Source organism: Bartonella sp. EBT8 (assembly GCF_055796165.1).
Genome location: NZ_JBTTDJ010000003.1, coordinates 60,287 through 78,875 on the forward strand (window position 1 = coordinate 60,287; position 18,589 = coordinate 78,875).

15 protein-coding genes are annotated in these 18,589 nt (G+C 41.4%); all 15 read right to left on the reverse strand.

What is annotated here, in order from left to right:
• Positions 1–46: 46 nt before the first annotated feature.
• Positions 47–1,792, reverse strand: coding sequence for a cell division protein FtsZ (gene ftsZ / locus AC0QT4_RS03160; RefSeq protein ID WP_473200279.1), 1,746 nt, complete (start codon positions 1,790–1,792; stop codon positions 47–49).
• A 68-nt stretch (positions 1,793–1,860) separates the two neighbouring features.
• Positions 1,861–3,162 (reverse strand): cell division protein FtsA, encoded by a 1,302-nt coding sequence (gene ftsA, locus AC0QT4_RS03165; protein WP_473200280.1) that lies wholly within the window; start codon positions 3,160–3,162, stop codon positions 1,861–1,863.
• The gene (locus AC0QT4_RS03170) at positions 3,159–4,067 is read right to left on the reverse strand and encodes a cell division protein FtsQ/DivIB (protein ID WP_473200281.1); all 909 of its coding nucleotides are present in this window, start codon (positions 4,065–4,067) and stop codon (positions 3,159–3,161) included. Before AC0QT4_RS03170 ends, ftsA begins: the two co-directional genes overlap by 4 nt.
• Positions 4,055–4,975 carry a D-alanine--D-alanine ligase gene (locus tag AC0QT4_RS03175; protein ID WP_473200282.1) on the reverse strand — a complete coding sequence of 307 codons (921 nt, stop codon included), beginning with the start codon at positions 4,973–4,975 and terminating at the stop codon, positions 4,055–4,057. The genes AC0QT4_RS03170 and AC0QT4_RS03175 overlap by 13 nt, the downstream gene beginning before the upstream one ends.
• Before the next feature lie 239 nt (positions 4,976–5,214).
• Positions 5,215–6,192 (reverse strand): UDP-N-acetylmuramate dehydrogenase, encoded by a 978-nt coding sequence (murB, locus tag AC0QT4_RS03180; RefSeq protein WP_473200283.1) that lies wholly within the window; start codon positions 6,190–6,192, stop codon positions 5,215–5,217.
• Positions 6,170–7,597 (reverse strand): UDP-N-acetylmuramate--L-alanine ligase, encoded by a 1,428-nt coding sequence (gene murC, locus AC0QT4_RS03185; protein WP_473200284.1) that lies wholly within the window; start codon positions 7,595–7,597, stop codon positions 6,170–6,172. Before murC ends, murB begins: the two co-directional genes overlap by 23 nt.
• On the reverse strand, positions 7,581–8,717 hold the full coding sequence (locus AC0QT4_RS03190; protein WP_473200285.1) for a UDP-N-acetylglucosamine--N-acetylmuramyl-(pentapeptide) pyrophosphoryl-undecaprenol N-acetylglucosamine transferase: 1,137 nt from the start codon (positions 8,715–8,717) through the stop codon (positions 7,581–7,583). Before AC0QT4_RS03190 ends, murC begins: the two co-directional genes overlap by 17 nt.
• Complete coding sequence (locus AC0QT4_RS03195; RefSeq protein ID WP_473200397.1) at positions 8,707–9,864, reverse strand: FtsW/RodA/SpoVE family cell cycle protein; 1,158 nt, start codon at positions 9,862–9,864, stop codon at positions 8,707–8,709. Before AC0QT4_RS03195 ends, AC0QT4_RS03190 begins: the two co-directional genes overlap by 11 nt.
• Positions 9,865–9,996: 132 nt before the next feature.
• Positions 9,997–11,397, reverse strand: coding sequence for a UDP-N-acetylmuramoyl-L-alanine--D-glutamate ligase (murD, locus tag AC0QT4_RS03200; RefSeq protein ID WP_473200286.1), 1,401 nt, complete (start codon positions 11,395–11,397; stop codon positions 9,997–9,999).
• Positions 11,398–11,401: 4 nt separating this feature from the next.
• Entirely contained in the window at positions 11,402–12,472 is a 1,071-nt protein-coding gene (mraY, locus tag AC0QT4_RS03205; RefSeq protein WP_473200287.1) for a phospho-N-acetylmuramoyl-pentapeptide-transferase, read from the reverse strand.
• Between the two features lie 21 nt (positions 12,473–12,493).
• Entirely contained in the window at positions 12,494–13,915 is a 1,422-nt protein-coding gene (locus AC0QT4_RS03210) for a UDP-N-acetylmuramoyl-tripeptide--D-alanyl-D-alanine ligase (RefSeq protein WP_473200288.1), read from the reverse strand.
• Entirely contained in the window at positions 13,912–15,363 is a 1,452-nt protein-coding gene (locus tag AC0QT4_RS03215) for a UDP-N-acetylmuramoyl-L-alanyl-D-glutamate--2,6-diaminopimelate ligase (protein WP_473200289.1), read from the reverse strand. Before AC0QT4_RS03215 ends, AC0QT4_RS03210 begins: the two co-directional genes overlap by 4 nt.
• A gap of 23 nt (positions 15,364–15,386) precedes the next feature.
• Positions 15,387–17,129, reverse strand: a complete 1,743-nt coding sequence (locus AC0QT4_RS03220) for a peptidoglycan D,D-transpeptidase FtsI family protein (protein ID WP_473200290.1) — start codon at positions 17,127–17,129, stop codon at positions 15,387–15,389.
• Positions 17,129–17,533 (reverse strand): cell division protein FtsL, encoded by a 405-nt coding sequence (gene ftsL / locus AC0QT4_RS03225; protein WP_473200291.1) that lies wholly within the window; start codon positions 17,531–17,533, stop codon positions 17,129–17,131. The genes AC0QT4_RS03220 and ftsL overlap by 1 nt, the downstream gene beginning before the upstream one ends.
• Positions 17,530–18,528, reverse strand: a complete 999-nt coding sequence (rsmH, locus tag AC0QT4_RS03230; RefSeq protein ID WP_473200398.1) for a 16S rRNA (cytosine(1402)-N(4))-methyltransferase RsmH — start codon at positions 18,526–18,528, stop codon at positions 17,530–17,532. Before rsmH ends, ftsL begins: the two co-directional genes overlap by 4 nt.
• Positions 18,529–18,589: the final 61 nt, after the last annotated feature.

The window sequence follows — 18,589 nt, forward strand, 5'->3', positions numbered from 1 at the left end:
CATGAAAAAAGGATTAAAATAGCCTCTTTTCCTCACTTTTTGCCAATCAATTGGCCTGACGACGCAAAAATGCTGGTATTTCTAATTGATCTTCTTCGGTTATAAAGTTACGCTGATCTTGCGGGACATGAGGATGTAATTCGCCAGAACGACGTGGAACATACACAGAAGCATCCTGAGAACTTTTATTATAAACCTGCGCTTCTTTCTGCTGAGAGGATCTCACAGCAGGCTCTAACCGAGCTTCTGGTTCAACTTCCTCACGATGTGTCAAGCTCTGTTTCAAACGTTGCCAAAGATTGCGAGGACCCTGGCCAGCTGCTGGAACCCTCTCACGTTGAGCATGAACAACAGGAGGAAAATCTTTTAACTCAGGCATACGCATCGGTGATCGTGCTTGCATATGTTGTACTTGCTTGTCTTTCTGCTTCACAACCTCTGTCATTTCATCAAGAACATGCGCCGTCGCCTCCATACTGACCGGTGCAACCATCGACTGTTGAGAAGCACGGCTTGCTTGCATACGTGGCGCATTTGATATCTGACTATGCACAACACTTGAACCATAAGGAGCAGTGCTCACACTTCGTGCAGCAACAGTATCGGCAGGCTGTGCAAAAATCTGGCTCTTAGGACGAAACTGTTCTCCAGCTGGTTTCCCTTTCTCTATTTCAAGTGCTTCTATCACTTCTACCATTGACTCAGAACGTAAAGGAGGTGACTGAACATGAAAAGAAGTCTGTGACGATGCCGCAGGATCACTCTTACGAATTGAAGCAGCAGGTCTTTGAAGTTGAGGATGAGATGGCTGAACTATATCACTAACCTCACGATCAATACCTGTTGCAACCACAGATACACGAATAACACCCTCTAGGGACTCATCATCAATGGCACCAAAAATAACATTGGCATCGGCATCCACTTCTTCGCGAATACGATTAGCAGCTTCATCGACTTCAAAGAGTGTCATATCACGACCACCCGTAATGGAAATAAGTAAGCCACGAGCACCACGCATAGAAGTATCATCCAACAGTGGATTCGCAATAGCAGCTTCAGCAGCATTCAAAGCGCGACCTTCACCAGACGCTTCACCCGTTCCCATCATCGCCCGGCCCATTTCATGCATAACAGAACGAACATCAGCAAAATCAAGGTTAATGAGCCCTTCTTTAATCATGAGGTCGGTAATAGAAGCAACACCAGAATAAAGTACTTGATCAGCCATGGCAAATGCATCAGCAAATGTTGTTTTTTCATCCGCGATCCGGAAAAGATTCTGATTGGGAATAACAATAAGCGTATCAACAGACTTTTGCAATTCATCAATGCCGGCCTCTGCCGTTTTCATACGACGCGCACCCTCAAACTGAAAAGGCTTTGTTACAACACCAACAGTCAAAATACCTTTTTCACGCGCAGCACGAGCCACCACAGGTGCCGCGCCAGTTCCGGTACCTCCCCCCATACCAGCTGTAATAAAAACCATATGAGAATCTGCTAGATGATCGATAATTTCATCAATACATTCCTCTGCCGCTGCTTGACCAACTTCTGGCAAAGCTCCAGCACCTAGACCTTCCGTAACTGCTGCACCAAGCTGGATAACACGTTCAGCCTTTGACATAGCCAAAGCCTGTGCATCTGTATTTGCAACAACAAAATCAACTCCCTGAAGACCAGCATTAATCATATTATTCACGGCATTCCCACCGCCACCGCCAACACCAAAAACGGTAATGCGTGGTTTTAATTCCGCGATATCTGGCCGATGCAGATTAATCGTCATTTTCTTTTCCTTCTCATAAAACATCGCAAACCCAAGCGATAAAATTTAACTTACCTCAATAAACTTATTTAAAAACTCTCACGCAACCACTGACCAACACGCTGAAAATACCCACGCGTGCCCATCGATAAATGTTTCACTGCACCCTGCATTGTTTTTTCTTCAAACCCCACCAATTGCGGATAAATTAACAATCCAACAGCAGATGAAAATGCCGCCCCTTTTGCAAGAGAAGGAAGCCTCGAAATACCTAAAGGCCGTCCTATACGAACATTTCTTCCCAAAATACTCCGTGCCATTTCTGGCAATCCTGTTAACTGGCTTGCACCCCCGGTCAAAATAACACGCTTACCAATAATGTGACCAAAACCAGAACGATTTAAACAATCACGTACCATCTCTAGAATTTCTTCAACACGTGCACGAATGATACGACCAAGAACAGCACGAGGATATTGCGTCTCACGCTGTCCATTCCCAATCTCTGCCACATTAATCATATGTCGCTCATCAGCACTTGTCAGAAGCGCTGAACCATAGACAACTTTTAAACGTTCTGCCTCTGTAAGTGACATAGAGAAACCACGTGCAACATCAAGAGTTACATGATGCCCACCAATCGCAAGCGCCTCTGCATGGACAAATTTTCCCTCAAAAAACACTGAAAATGTCGTTGTTCCACCACCAAAATCAATACACGCGGCCCCTAGATGCGCTTCGTCATTCATCAAAACAGCAAGACCACTTGCAAAAGGAGTTGCAACCATTGTTTCAACACTCAAATGTGCACGATTAATACAAGTTTCTAAATTACGCAAAGAAGCTGTTTCCGCTGTTACCACATGAACATCGACACCAAACAATTCTCCCGCCATTCCAATAGGATCAGAAATCCCTTTATCTCCATCCAATACATAGGAGACTGGAACGGTATGCATAACATGACGCTCAGCATCAAAAGCTTTACGAGAAACATCTGAAAATGCCACACGCACATCACGCTGAGTGATTTCACGACCATTCAAATTTACCATGCCATTAATAAGAGCACTTTGTAATCGACTTGAGGAAAAGTTTACAATCACCGAATCCACGACCAAACCAGCCATTTTTTCTGCCGCATCAACAGCCAACCGTATTGATTGCTCTGCTGCAAACATATCCATCACAACACCGGATTTGATACCCTGTGAGCGCTGTACTCCAAAGCCTAGAATTTCCATCGAATGTGTACGACCATGTAAATAATGCGTATGTTTCAAAGGACGCAAACAAGCAATAAGACAGACAATTTTACTTGATCCGACATCAAGAACCGTTAAAAAACGTGTTTTACGCCCCCCCATATGCTGTGATCTGAGCAACATCATAGGCTTCCTGCCTTTCGCGCCTTCAACATGCGTTCTTCTTCTGCTACAGCAGCACCACGACGGTCTAATGCCTCATCGGACAAGGAAACTGTAATACGATCAGAAAGGCGTAAATCAACACTCAGAATATCACGAGAAAAAAGATCCTCCGCTGTGCCAGTCTTAATCAAAGAAGAAAGCCTTTCAAGCGCATCATTTTCAGGCAACATAACGCGTACCCCATTATTCAAAACAAGATCCCAGCGCCGATCACCGACACGCACAAAAGCACGAACACGACTATACAACTGTGGATACACAGAAAGTTCTTGAAGAAACATTTTGGCAGCATTTTGCGCGCCTTGGCCAACCAAAAGAGGCAAATTCCGAACAACTTCACCTTTAAGAGGCAAAATAATACGACCTGTATCATCAACAATATCCATCATGCCATCATGCTGCCAAATTGCATAAGGCTTACGCTCTACGATTGAAATACGCACTCTATTGGGATAAATTTTCTGAACATTAGCCGATTGAACCCAAGCTTGCTGCTCCAAAACAGAACGGGCCTTCTCAACATCAAAAGTGAATATAGACTCAGCAGAATCAAGTCCTAAAATTTTCAAAATCTCCTGTTTTACCAAGCGTTTATTACCATTTATATCGACATCAGTGACCAAAAAACCAACATCCGATATTACAGTTTTCACAATCACCCCCATACGACCACTCGATGAAAGCCCATAAAGCACTGTAAAAAAGAAAAATAACAAAACCGCAAAAGAACCAAAATGGCGAGGAACATGAATATCGGCTATAAACTCAAACACAATTCGAAGAACGCGACGATAAAGACGTGGCAAAACTGACACGAACAGCACCTCCATCGAACCATTTGCTTTATTAACATTCAACGCATACACGACGCGTCCTCCACCATCCACTGAACAATATCGCCATAACTACGACCACTTGCTTTTGCAATATCAGGAAAAAGAGAGGTTGGTGTCATACCGGGCTGGGTATTAATTTCAAGCCAAACCAATTCTCCTGCTTCCTCATCAAAACGAAAATCAGAACGGCTAACACCTCGACAACCTATCGCCTGATGCGCAGCTAAAGACATTCTTTGCACCTTTTGGTAAATATTTGATGAAAGTGGTGCAGGACAAATATGAAGAGAGCCACCAGTTTTATATTTTGAATCATAATCATAAAATTGGAAATGCTGATCGGGAAGAATTTCACAGACATCCAGCACCTCATTTCCCAAAACAGCACAAGTCAGTTCACGACCAGGAATATATTTTTCAACAATTACTTCATCTGCATAAGCCCACTCAGATCCTACAATATTATGGGGTGGTACAGATTCACTTTCTTTAACAATCACAACACCAAAACTCGACCCCTCGCACACAGGCTTAATCACATAAGGAGGCTCCATAGGATGCACTCGCCCAACAGAAAAACGACTCATCACCAAAGAAGGCGCAACGGAAACTCCAACACTTGCCACAATAATTTTTGCACGCCCCTTATCCATCGCCAATGCCGACGCCATGACTCCAGAATGCGTATAAGGAATTTTCAAATATTCAAGAATACCCTGAATACAACCATCTTCTCCAAAAGAACCATGCAATGCATTGAAAGCGATATCAGGCCGCAACTGTTCAAGAACAGAAGCAACATGACCGTCAACATCCACACGACTTACACGATACCCCTGTGCTTCAAGAATATCAGCACAAGCAGTACCTGAAGACAAACTTACAGACCGCTCAGAGGAGACCCCCCCCATTAATACAGCTATATGTTCATCTTTCATAAAAACTCACCCTCCTTTGTCTACCATATATAGACTACATAGAAATAACTAACACCATATACAGAAAATACTAAGATTTATCCTTGCGAATCAATCATCTAGCATTTTTCGTAATGAATCAGAATCAGGCACAAGACGCAAGAGCTTCTCTGTTAATTTATTGATTCTTAATGGAATTTTTTTATTATCTCTTTGAAATGACTCAATTTTTTATTGCACTTTTTTATGCACTCAGTAAATCAGTGAGACTGTTCAAAAGAGAGAACATTACGACCTTGTTCAAATTGACCAATACGCCATATTTCCCACTGTAAAAGATGGGCTGAATGCGCAAAAACACGTGCACGGACTGTTTCACCCAAAGCTTCAAGATCATAACCTGTTGCTTGCCCTGTATTAATCATAAAATTACAGTGCATTTCGCTCATTTGAGCACCCCCAACCCGCAAACCACGGCATCCAGCTTCATCAATAACACGCCACGCAGATGTACCTTCAGGATTTCGGAAAGTTGATCCACCTGTTTTTTCACGAATAGGCTGTACTGCTTCCCGATGACGTGCAACCTCATCCATAGCTGCACGAATATCATCTTTATTTCCCTGTTGGCCTTCCAACAAAGCCGCCGTAAAAATAAGATCTTCAGAAACATTACAATGACGATAGGAATACTGCATATCCTTTAAGCTCAAGATATGGCGCTGTCCTTTACGATCAAATGCATAAACCTCTACAACACGTGCAGCTGTCTCAATACCATTAGCCCCAGCATTCATTTTAAGGGCTCCTCCAAGACCACCAGGGATACCATGATAAAAATGAAAACCTGCAATCTCAGCTTCTAAAGCTGCCGCTGCTAAATGTTTATCTGCCGTAGCAGCACCAACAAAAAAGCGGTTTGGAGAAACTTGTCGCACTTGCCCAAAACCTTTAGCTGAAAGACGAATAACAACACCAGGAATTCCCCCATCACGGACCAAAAGATTAGAACCGATCCCCACAATTGTGACAGGAATAGATTGAGGTAGATTTTGTAGAAAAAGGGCTAAATCTGCTTCATCCGCAGGTTGATAAAGAAGTTCTGCTAACCCACCAGTGCGAAACCACGTCACCTTCCGCATCTCGATATTAGGCGCAAGTTTGCCTTTTATTCTGCTTAACATCGGTTGCAATTGCGCCAACAGCGCCTCACCATCAATGCGTTGAAAATTTATCATTATGATCCAATACCGCCAACTGATGCGGCAAAGCACAAGCCCACTGTGTGATATTGCCAGCACCAAGAAAAACAACATAATCCCCCGATTGAGCAACTGTAGAGACAATCGAAATGACATCTTCCAGAGAATGAATCAAACGCACATCACGATGACCAGCCATTTGAATATGTTCGACCAACTCTCTAGCACCAAAACCATCAATAGGTTCCTCACCGGCTGCGTAAACAGGTGTAATCAGCACTGTATCTGCATTATTAAAACAAGCAGCAAAATCATCAAACAAGTGATACAAACGTGAATAACGGTGTGGTTGCACAATCGCAATCACACGCCCTTTTGCGCTTTCACGTGCTGCACATAAAACAGCCTTTATTTCGACAGGATGATGTCCATAATCATCAAATATTTCAATTCCGCGCCAACTTCCTGTTTGCGTAAAACGTCGTTTTACTCCACCAAATTCTGCTAAGCCCTTTTTTATCGATTCATTTGAAATGCCAAGTTCATGAGCAATAGCAATCGCTGCCGTTGCATTAGAAACATTGTGCTGCCCAGACATTGGCAAAATTAAATTTTTTAACTCAGTCCTTTTCCCTGTTTTACGCGAACGAATAAGAACATCAAACTGCGTTTTTTGACCATCCATCGAAACATTAAAAAAACGAACATCTGCTTGTGGATTAGTCCCATAAGTGATCACCCACCGATCATCAATACGGCCAGCCAACAACTGAACCTCTGGATGATCAAGGCACAAAATAGCAAAACCATAAAAAGGAACATTTTCTACAAATTGCCGAAAAGCTTCACGTACAGCACCAAAACTTCCGTAATGGTCTAAATGCTCAGCATCAATATTGGTAACAACGGCAATATCGGCAGGCAACTTCAAAAATGTACCATCACTTTCATCGGCCTCAACGATCATCCAATCCCCTTCTCCCATACGCGTATTCGTACCATAAGCATTGATAATACCGCCATTAATCACCACCGGATCCAAATGACCAGCGACAAGCAGTGCTGCTACCATTGATGTGGTGGTTGTTTTACCATGCGTACCACCAACAGCAATTGCCCGACGAAACCGCATAAGCTCCGCTAGCATTTCCGCACGTCTTACAAGCGGCAAATGTCTTTCTTTTGCAGCAATATATTCAGGATTTGTTTTTTTTACGGCCGTAGAAAAAACAACAACCTCTGCATTCCCTAAATTTTCAGCGTGATGACCTATATGGATATTAATTCCTTTTCTCCGCAAACGTTCAACATTTGCACTTTCAATTTGATCTGAACCTTGAACCTTATAGCCAAAATTATGAAAAACCTCAGCAATTCCACTCATACCAATACCACCAATTCCGATAAAATGGATAACGCCTATATTAAGCGGCATTTTCATTAAAAAACTCCTCTCTTATATCTGACAATGGTTGCCCTCCAATCAAGGCTTCAGCCATATCAGCAAGGCGACTGGTTGCATAAGGTTGTCCAACTTTTTTTGCAGCAAGCGCCTGTTTTTCCAATAAATGCGGCGAACAAAAAGCCTCTATTAAAAGAGCAGCAAGTCTTTGTGCGCTTAAATCTTTTTCTGCTATAATTTGAGCACCTCCCACAGCAGCAAGCAATGCTGCATTTTCTGCCTGATCGTGATCTAAAGCATGAGGATATGGGATAAGCAAAGCGGGCCGACCAATCACAGCTATTTCACAAACAGATGACGCACCAGCACGTGATAAAATAAAATGAGATCGCGCCATACGTTCAGCAATATCATCAAAGAAACAAGCAACTTCTGCTTGCACACCCATCTTACGATAGATTTCTATCAACTCTTCAGCTCTACCCCGAACTTGCTGAACAATTCGTAAGCGCTTACGGTTCTCATCATCCAGCAAAGCAATTGCTTCCGGAACAATTCGTGAAAAAGAAGAAGCTCCTTGGCTACCACCAAAAATCAACAAATGAAATGGTTTGTCACCCGTTGAAGGATGATAAGGAACATTTGCTGCTTTAAGAACAGCCTCACGCACAGGATTTCCCGTAAGAAGTATTTTATGGGCATAGGTGTTATTGGGCAACAACAAACCACCTGCTATTGCACGGACAAAAGTTGCCAACGCTCGATTAGCACGCCCCATAATAGCATTCTGCTCATGAACAAATGTTGCGCGCCGACTTAAGGCAGCAATCAAAAGAGGTGGAACAGTAGGATATCCGCCAAATCCACCAACAAGCACGGGACGTAACTTATAAAACAGCGCTAACGACTGCCCCATTCCTTTTAATAAAGTCAAAAATGTTTTTACAAGCGCAAAAGGATGGCGTCGTGTAAATGTTGCTGATGAAACTATATGAGTATGCTCTTCATCAAACCATCGTACAAAACATCGAGCTCTTTCATCTGTTACCAAATGTACATCATATCCACGTCGCCTTAATTCAACGGCAAGCGCTTCAGCAGGGAAAAGATGCCCGCCTGTACCACCAGCTACCAAAACAATAACTTTTTTATCGGTCATAAGGAATATCCAAAACAGAAGGAGAGGAAAAAGCTGAAAGGCGTGCTTCTGGCCAACGGCGTGTTAAACTCAGCAAAATGCCCATTGAAAGGGCAATCGCCAGCATTGATGAACCACCATAAGAAATAAATGGTAATGTCATACCTTTTGGAGGGATTAAATGAAGATTAACCGCCATATTAATCGCTGATTGAAAGCCAATCATCATCGCTATGCCAGTAATACCAAGACGTATAAATGAATCTCGGGTATTTAACGCTATATACAGTGAGCGTATAACGATAAAGCCAAAAAGCATCATAATGAAAAGACACAGGATAATACCATATTCTTCAGCAGCAACGGAAAACACAAAATCTGTATGGCTATCAGGAATGATACGTTTCACTGTTCCTTCTCCCGGACCTTGCCCAAACCAACCACCATTCAAAATAGCTTCACGTCCTACATCCACTTGAAAGGTATCGCCTTCCCCTGTTAAAAAACTATTGATACGTTCACGTACATGGTGAAGAAAAAAATAGGCGAACACAATTCCTACCATGCCTAAAACGATAAATAAGAAAATAATGGTAAGAGGCACGCCCGCAACAAAAAACAAACCACCCCATGTTGCGCTTAATAACAGTGTTTGACCAATATCAGGCTGTAGAACAAGAAGCACACAACAAAAAGCATAAAGTACAAGAGCTAACATGTAGCCAAGAATACCTTTACGCCGCATCTGTTCTGAAAAAAGCCAAGCAGACATCACCACAAAAGCTGGTTTCATAAATTCTGAAGCCTGTACAGAAAAACCAAAGAGAGGAATCCACCGACGGGCTCCCTTTAATTCTGGACCAACGAACAAAGTTGCAACCATAAGAACAAGCGTTGCAATAAACAAAAGAGCACATAAACGGCGAATATTACGAAGCGAAAAAAAAGAGATGGTAATCATCGTAAAAAATGCTGGAATACTAAAAATGATATGCCAGCGAACAAAATAAAAATTATCAGCAATTCCGATTTTTTTTGCAATCGTGGGGCTTGCAGCAAAAGAAAGCATAATGCCAATCCCCATTAAAATCAAACAAGCGGCAAAGATAGAGCGATCAATCGTCCACCACCAATTAGCAATTGGGTCTCTATCTACACGTGTAACCATCATGCCCACCTTCTCTTTTTCATAATTATCTTCAAAGTGATATGGTTCCTACCTTTTTAGCAAACACTTTAAAAAAACAAATTACTCAAAAAAAGATTCTGGAGTCTTAACGTAAAAGGATTTTTTAAAAGTTCATGTTTCTTTTAACTGCCTAACAAAAGAAACAAAGGCTTCTCCACGCATTTCATAATTTTTGAATTGATCATAACTTGCACAGGCAGGTGAAAAGAGAACCACCGCCTCTTTCGCCTTACAGCACATTGCATCAGCAACAGCTTCATGCATTGCATTTTCCAAAGTTAAACTCATCGAAAAAGGAAAGGCAGATCCAATAACACTAGCAAATTCTTCCGCTGCTGTTCCAATCAAATAAGCTTTGCGGATTTTATGAAAAAAAACTCTCAAAGCCTCAATTCCACCTTCTTTCGCCTGCCCTCCAACAATCCAAAAAATATCATTAAAAGCAGCCAATGCAGGAGCCGATGCGTCTGCATTGGTAGCCTTACTATCATTGATAAACAACACAGCTCCCATCTTGCGCACCTGTTGCATACGATGTGGCAATCCTTTATAATTAGCTAAATGCTTTTCTATATGTGGATCTTTGATTTTTAAAGCCTGCAATGTTGCTAACGCCATAAGAGCATTTTGCGCATTATGACGACCGCGCAATGCGGTCATATGAGCGAGATTTGCCAGCATATGATGCCGCCCATGACGAACACAAAAAAGCTGAGTCCCATCAGCATAAAAGCCATTTTCAACAAAATGTTCCTTGGAAACCGCTTTAACTTGATGACCTTCATGAAGCAATTGTTGATATAAATCCTGACAAACTGCATCATCAACGGAAATAAAAGCATGAGAAGCCTCAGCAACCAAACGTCTTTTGGCTTGCACATAATGAGCAAAATTGCCATGTCGATCAATATGATCAGGCGTCAAATTCAATAACAGTCCAATAGTTGGCCGAAGAGAGAGTGTAAGATCAATTTGAAATGATGAACATTCAATTACATAAATACGTTTTTTAACAAAGGGTTTCAGAGTTAATATTGCAGTTCCAATATTTCCCCCCATCTGAACATCATAGCCCATTTGTTCTAACAGATGAGAAAGCAAAGCTGTCGTTGTTGATTTCCCATTCGTGCCGGTAATAGCAATGAACGGAACATCCTGATCGCAAAGACCATTCTGCTGTAAAAAATAATTGCGCGCACGCACAAATAATTCAATATCACCGATAATTTCTATCTGTTTTTGACGTGCTTTCTCCACAATCCAATGCGGCTTAGGATACGTCAAAGGCACTCCAGGAGCTAAAATCAATGCGACAAACTCTGTCCAATCCTCATAACGAAGATCTCTCGTTGGAATATTTTGCCGAACAGCAGCTTCTCGACTTGAAGGATTATCATCCCACGCAACAACTTCTGCACCGCCATTGATCAATGATTGCGCAGCAGCTAATCCCGATTGCCCCAATCCAAACAGAGCAACTTTCTGATCTTTATAACACGTAACAGAAATCAAAGTTTTACCGCAATTTAAGTGTTGAAAGGCCAATCAAAGCGAGGACAATCGAAATAATCCAGAAGCGTATCACGATTTGACTTTCAGTCCACCCTTTTTTCTCAAAATGATGATGTATTGGTGCCATAAGAAATACACGCTTTTTTGTTAATTTGAAGTAGCCAACCTGAATAACAACTGAAAACCCTTCCAAAACAAAAAGCCCACCAATAAGAGCCAAAACAATTTCATGCTTTGTTGCTACAGCGACAATACCTAAAAGTCCTCCAAGAGCTAACGAACCTGTATCCCCCATAAAAATAGCCGCAGGTGGTGCATTAAACCATAAAAATCCGAGGCCTGCACCAACAACGGCACCCAATAAAACAGCCAGTTCACCTGTTCCCGATACATAGTGAATTTGTAAATAATCAGCAAAATTTATATTACCAGAAAGGTAAGAAATCAGAGCAAAAGACAAGGCAGCAACCATTACAGGAACGATAGCAAGTCCATCAAGACCATCCGTCAAATTAACCGCATTCCCTGTTGCTACAATGACAAAAGCAGAAAAAGGAATGAAAAACCAACTCAAATTGATAAAATACTCTTTCATAAAGGGCAAAGCTAATCCAGGGGAGCCAACTTGCAAGATAATAAAGGTAGCGATTGCTGCAACAAGAAACTCCAAACTTAATCGAGCTTTACCGGAAAATCCTTTGTGTGTTTGTTTTGTTACCTTAAGATAATCATCATAAAACCCAATTGCTCCAAAGGAAAGCATAACAAAGAGCGATACCCAAAAATAAATATTCAATAAATTACACCACAAAAGCGCTGATACCACAATGCCCGTTAAAATCATTAATCCACCCATAGTAGGTGTCCCCGCCTTTTTAAAATGTGTCTGAGGACCATCAGCACGAATTGGTTGCCCTTTTCCCTGCCGTAATTTAAGAGAGGCAATAATGCTAGGGCCAAATAAAAAGACAATAAGCCCCGATGTAAGCGTAGCAGCTATCGTGCGAAAAGTAATATAACGAAAAACATTAACTCCTGGAAACCAGTCACTAAGCGAAGATAAAAACAGCATCATGATACAAAAAAACCTATTAAATTATAGCGAGACCACCTTATAGCGATAAAGCAATGCAGCCACAATATCTGAGGAATAAAGACTACGGGATGATTTAATCATAAGCAGATCTCCATTAGAAATTTCTGCCAAAATAAGCGGTAAAATTTTTTCAATACTTTCAGCATAATGAACCTTAACAGATGCGCTCAGATCAGTAGCTAAAAACTTCATTGCTTCACCAAATAAAAAAACCAGATGAGCACCAGAACGATACACAGGCTGTACTAAATCACGATGGAGTTTTTCACTATAAGCTCCTAACTCCAACATATCACCCAAAATAGCAATTCTCCTACCACATGACCCTACTGGCCCTGTAGCAAGCAGATCAAGAGCCGCACGCATAGAAGCAGGATTTGCATTATAGCTTTCATCAATTAAATGAAATTCGCCTCCATTTGGTAAAGAGAGTCGATAACGAACACCACGCCCCTCTTGAAGAGAAAAACATCTCAAAGAAAGCAAAATACGTTCTAAATCAACACCAATGGCATCACAAACAGCAATAACGCCTAAGCTGTTTTGCATAATATGTCGTCCCGGAGCGCCAATTTCAATTATCTTCTCTTGGCCAGAAATGCGAACAGTCATAGAGGAAAGATCTGTTAAAAGACGGATATCGCTTGCTTGATAATCGCAATTTTTAGCTTCACCAAAGCTTAAGACCTTTTTTATACCCCATTGCTTTGCTTTTTGAGCTAGATAGGAGAAAAAATCATTATCGGCATTTAAAACAGCAATACCCTCCTCATCCATCCCTTCAAAAATTTCAGCTTTTGCATCTGCTATCTCCTCAAGGCTTTTGAAGAACCCAAGATGTGCCGCAGAAATATGCGTAATGAGAACAATATGCGGATGAACCAACTTAGCCAAAGGGCGAATTTCATCTTTATGATTCATACCAATTTCAAAGATACCATAATCACATTCCGCAGGCATTTGTGCCAAAGTAAGCGGCACCCCCCAGTGATTATTCAAAGAAGCGGAATTAGCATGAACCTTTCCAACAGTTGTAAGCACTTGTTTCAAAATTTCTTTTGTCGTTGTTTTTCCGACAGAACCTGTTACCGCTATAATCTTAGCCTTTGAGCGTCTACGCGCAGCTTGTGCAAGTTTTCCTAAGGCTTGCAAAACATCAGGAACAACAATCAGTGGTGCGGATATTTTTTTTATGTCAGCCAAACGATCTTGCGCAACAATAAGAACACCTGCACCTCTTTCATAAGCTTGTACAGCAAAATCATGTCCATCAAGACGATGCCCTTTAATACAGAAAAAAATATCACCTTTTACAAGCGTACGACTATCAATAGAAATCCCAGAAAAAGTTTCTGGTAAACATCCAACGACGACACCATCAATTGCAGTAACAAGCGCTTGTTTATCCCATAAAGCTCTCATTTATTGCGCCCCTGCAAAGCATCAATCGCTTTTAGACGATCTGAAAAAGGATATATTTTTTGCCCTATAATCTGGCCATTCTCATGTCCCTTTCCAGCAATAATTAATGTATCTCCTGCTTTCAGAAGCCCAACCGCATAAGCAATAGCTTCACCACGATCTGCTATTTCCATTGCTTTTGGAACAGCTTGTAAAATATCCTTACGGATTTTTTCTGGCATTTCCGTGCGTGGATTATCATCTGTTACAATAACAATATCAGCCTTATTTTCTGCAATTTTTCCCATCAAAGGTCTTTTTCCTTGATCACGATCGCCTCCACAACCAAAAACAAGGATTAAACGTCCTTGCGTAAAGGGGCGAACAGAAAGCAATACCTGCTCTAAAGCTTCTGGTTTATGTGCATAATCTATATAAACAGGCGCATTATTTTCCGTCTTTCCAACCAATTCCAATCGCCCAGGGGCTCCCTGCAAGGTTTCAAGGGAACGAAAAACCCTATCAGGAGAAACACCTGTTGCAATTGCTAGGCCGGCTGCCATAAGCGCATTTATCACCTGAAAATCTCCAGCTAAAGGCAAATCAAATGTATAAATATTATTTTCCACACGACATTCAACACGCTGTTTCGAACGTTGATGTTCAACACGATTAAGTGTGATAAATTGTCCTTTCCGTCCAATTGTTAAGACACGGCGGCGTGCTTGTCTAACATGATCAATAACCTCTTGCGAATAAACATCATCTGCAAAAATCAGAGCAGGTGCATCTTGCGGTAGCAGCTTATCAAACAACCTCATTTTAGCACGTAAATAATCCTCTACGCACGGATGATAATCCATATGATCACGCCCTAAATTGGTAAAGGCACCAGCCGCTAAATGTACCCCGTCAAGCCGACATTGATCAAGCCCATGCGAAGATGCTTCAAGGGCTAGATGTGTAACACCTTCATTGGAAATTTCATAAAGGAGGCGCTGCAAGACTACTGGATCAGGCGTTGTGAGAGAACCAGAATCATTTCGGTGAGGAGTAATAACCCCTACAGTCCCTATACTAGCAGCACAAAATCCCACATGAGTCCAAATTTGCCTAACAAAAGAGACAACAGATGTTTTACCACTCGTCCCTGTCACAGCAACGACAGTTTCAGGTTGAGAACCATAAAAACGTGCAGCTGCCATTGCTAAACTATGACGAACATCACAAATATGTAAAATGGGAACAGATGAATCCTCAAGCATAATATCACAATCTGTAACGATTGCTCGTGCACCACGTTTTATGGCATCATGAATATAGTGTCTGCCATCACCTTGCTTTCCTTGAACAACTACAAAAACATAGCCTGGCAAAACTTGCCGAGAATCTGCACTTATTCCTGTTATTTCCATTGAAGAAAAGTTCTCATCTTCAATACATTCTGTAAAAACTGTTCCAAACAACATGATACCGTACCTTTATATTCATTTTATTGTTGTTTAACGAATCTCAAACTCTTCTTTGTACTTAAAAGTGGTTCGTACTCTTTTTCAAAATCTGGTTTTATTCCCAAAAAACTTGCTGAACGGCGAATAATATTAGCAAGCATCGGCCCTGCATTCATTGCTGCTGTTGCTGAACGCTGTCCCTCTTCAGGCTGAGGCTCATCGATAATTGTCAAAACAACATAAGCAGGATTCTCAATAGGAAAAGCAGCAAGAAAACTATTGAAATTTTTTGTTTTAGAATATTTTCCATTTTCAACTTTTTCGGCTGTTCCTGTTTTCCCGCCAATCCGATAACCTTCTACTTTTGCATTACGCCCAGAACCAATATCGCTGTTTAACTTATAAAGATAACGCATATTTTGACTCGTTTTGGGATTTAAAACTTGTTTTGCATATTTCAAAGTTTCTGTTTTTGTGCGTTTCAAAAAGGTAGGTTCAATTAACCAACCATCATTCATTAAAGCAGCAGCACCCACTGCTGTTTGCAAAGGCGTTGTTGCCATTCCGTGTCCAAAAGCAATTGTCATAGAATGGATATCCTTCCAATGCCGTGGAACAACAGGATGTGCGACTTCAGGCAATTCTGTTGTCAATCGATCTAGTAAACCAAGTCGTTTCAAAAAATTACGATGTCCATCAATCCCTACCGCCAATGCCTCCTTAGCAGAACCAATATTAGAGGAATAAATAAAAACTTCCCAAAGTGCTAAAGGGCGATTTTTTCCATGAAAATCACGAATAAAATAATTCTTCCCTGCTTGCATAGGCCGTGAAGCATCAATAACACTATTTAAATGAAAAAGACCTGAATCGAGAGCCATGGCGGTCGTAAAACTTTTAATGATAGATCCCATTTCAAAAGTCCCCGCACTCATCCGATTAAGGCGTTCACTTTTTAGAGCTTCAACCGGTTTTCCAGGATCAAAATCTGGTAGTGATGCCAAAGCCAAAACTTCACCAGTATGGATATTTAAAATAACAGCTCCAGCAGCAAGCGCTTTATAACGTTTCATTGCCTTCATAAGTTCATCATGCACAATACTCTGAACACGCACATCAATCGAAAGCTGAACTGGTTTTAATGATTCTTCCGTTGCAAGACCAGCAGCACGCAGAGCACTCAAACCAGCGTCATCAATATATTTTTCCATCCCCGCTATGCCTTGATTATCAACATTAACCATGCCGAGAATATGCGAAACCACCGATCCACTTGGATAAAAACGACGAATTTCAGTACGAAAACCAACCCCAGGAATACCAAGAGCCATAATTTTCGTCTTTTGTGTTGGTGTTAATCCGCGTTGAATCCAAGAAAAACTAGATTTTTTTTTGAGACGTTTATAAGTTTCCTGCCAATTAAGATTGGGCAAAACGGTTGAGAGCAATTCAATTGTTTCATCCACATCAATAATACGTCGTGGTTCAGCAAAAAGCGAATAAGTTTTAATATCCGTTGCTAGCAAACGGTTATTCCGATCAATAATATCAGGACGTGCCGTCAATTGAAGGACATTTGGTCCTTTTGCCTCTTCAATCTGCCCACCTTCCAGACCATAAGAAATAAGGTACCCCCCCATAACGCCATATAAAAGAGCAAAACAGAGCAAAGAAAAAAGCAAGCGTGGACGACTAGAATAGGAACGACGAACCGGAAAGTTATGATCATCTAAAGGTGTCTTTAAACATTTTCTTTTCTGCGTAAATAGAAAGGTCGATTTCATCACCGCACGCCTTCTTGAACACCGTTATTCACCGATAAAGGACGATTATTTGCTAAAATACCTTTCTCTTCCTCCAAGAGATTTTGTTTAATCACTTCCTCAATTTGATCATGAACACGGACTGGAATATCCTTAAACTCTACGATTTGACGAGGCTGTATCATCTCTAATCCAAGCTCTTTTTGATAACGCTTCGCAAGTTTTTCCATGCGTGTGGGCTCTATCATCACAGCCCACTCAGCATGAAGTAAACTCACTGTATTTTTTGCTGCAACAATTTCATGTTCAAGACGACGGATTTCACTCATCCGTTTTTGAACATCATATTTCACCTTATAAGTAAGACCTGCCATACAAATCATAATCATCACTAAAATCATATCAAATGTACGAAAAACTGTCATGTATTACCGCCTTCAAAACGAGCAATCTCTGCCATACCAAATAAATTCATATCTACAGCAAGACTATCAGCCTTGGTGCGGATACCAATACGTAATCGCGCAGAACGGGCACGAGGATTTTTCTGCAACTCCTCTTCATTTGCTGTTACTCCTCCTTTAAACAAAGGAAAAAATGTTGCTGGAGGCGTCTCTATTTCAGGAAGATAACGCGATCGCATACGCTCTCCTGAACGAGCAGAAAAAAATCTTTTGACCATCCGATCTTCAAGAGAATGAAAACTCACAACACCCAAACGACCTCCTGGTTTTAAAACGTGTTCCGCAGCAAATAAGGCACGTGCAAGTTCACCAATTTCATCGTTAACATAAAGACGAAGAGCTTGAAAAACACGCGTTGCAGGATGAATGCGATCTCCGCTTTTACGGCCAATCAACGCCTCTATGGTATGTGCAAGGTCCCCTGTCCGTAAAAAGGGCCGAACATTGCGACGCTTTTCAATCATCCGTGCAATTCGACCCGCATAGCGTTCTTCTCCTAATCTTTTAAAGATTAGCGCTAAATCATCACCTTTTAAACGATTCACAACATCGGCAGCGGTAAAACCAGTCTGAGCCATTCGCATATCTAATGGGCCATCTTTTTGAAAAGAAAACCCCCTTTCTGCTTCATCAAGTTGCATTGAAGAGACACCAATATCCAAAATAACAGCATCCACCTTTTCTTCAACGACACGATCCAACTGAGAAAACTCCATGTGCACCAAACGAAGCCGTGGAAAAAATTCATCAACAAGAGATTGTCCTTGGGCAATAGCATGAGGATCACGGTCAAGAGCAATAACCTGTGCACCTGCATTTAACAACGCGCGCGTATAACCACCAGCACCAAAAGTACCATCAATCACTCTTGCTCCAACCAATGGCATAAGCCCAGCCAAAACTGGCTGTAATAACACTGGAATATGGCGTTCAGTTTTATTACCCTGCTCTGTCAAAATAATCCGTCTTGATTTATGCTTTTTCAAATCGATAATCGTTCATGGCAACCGGTATCAA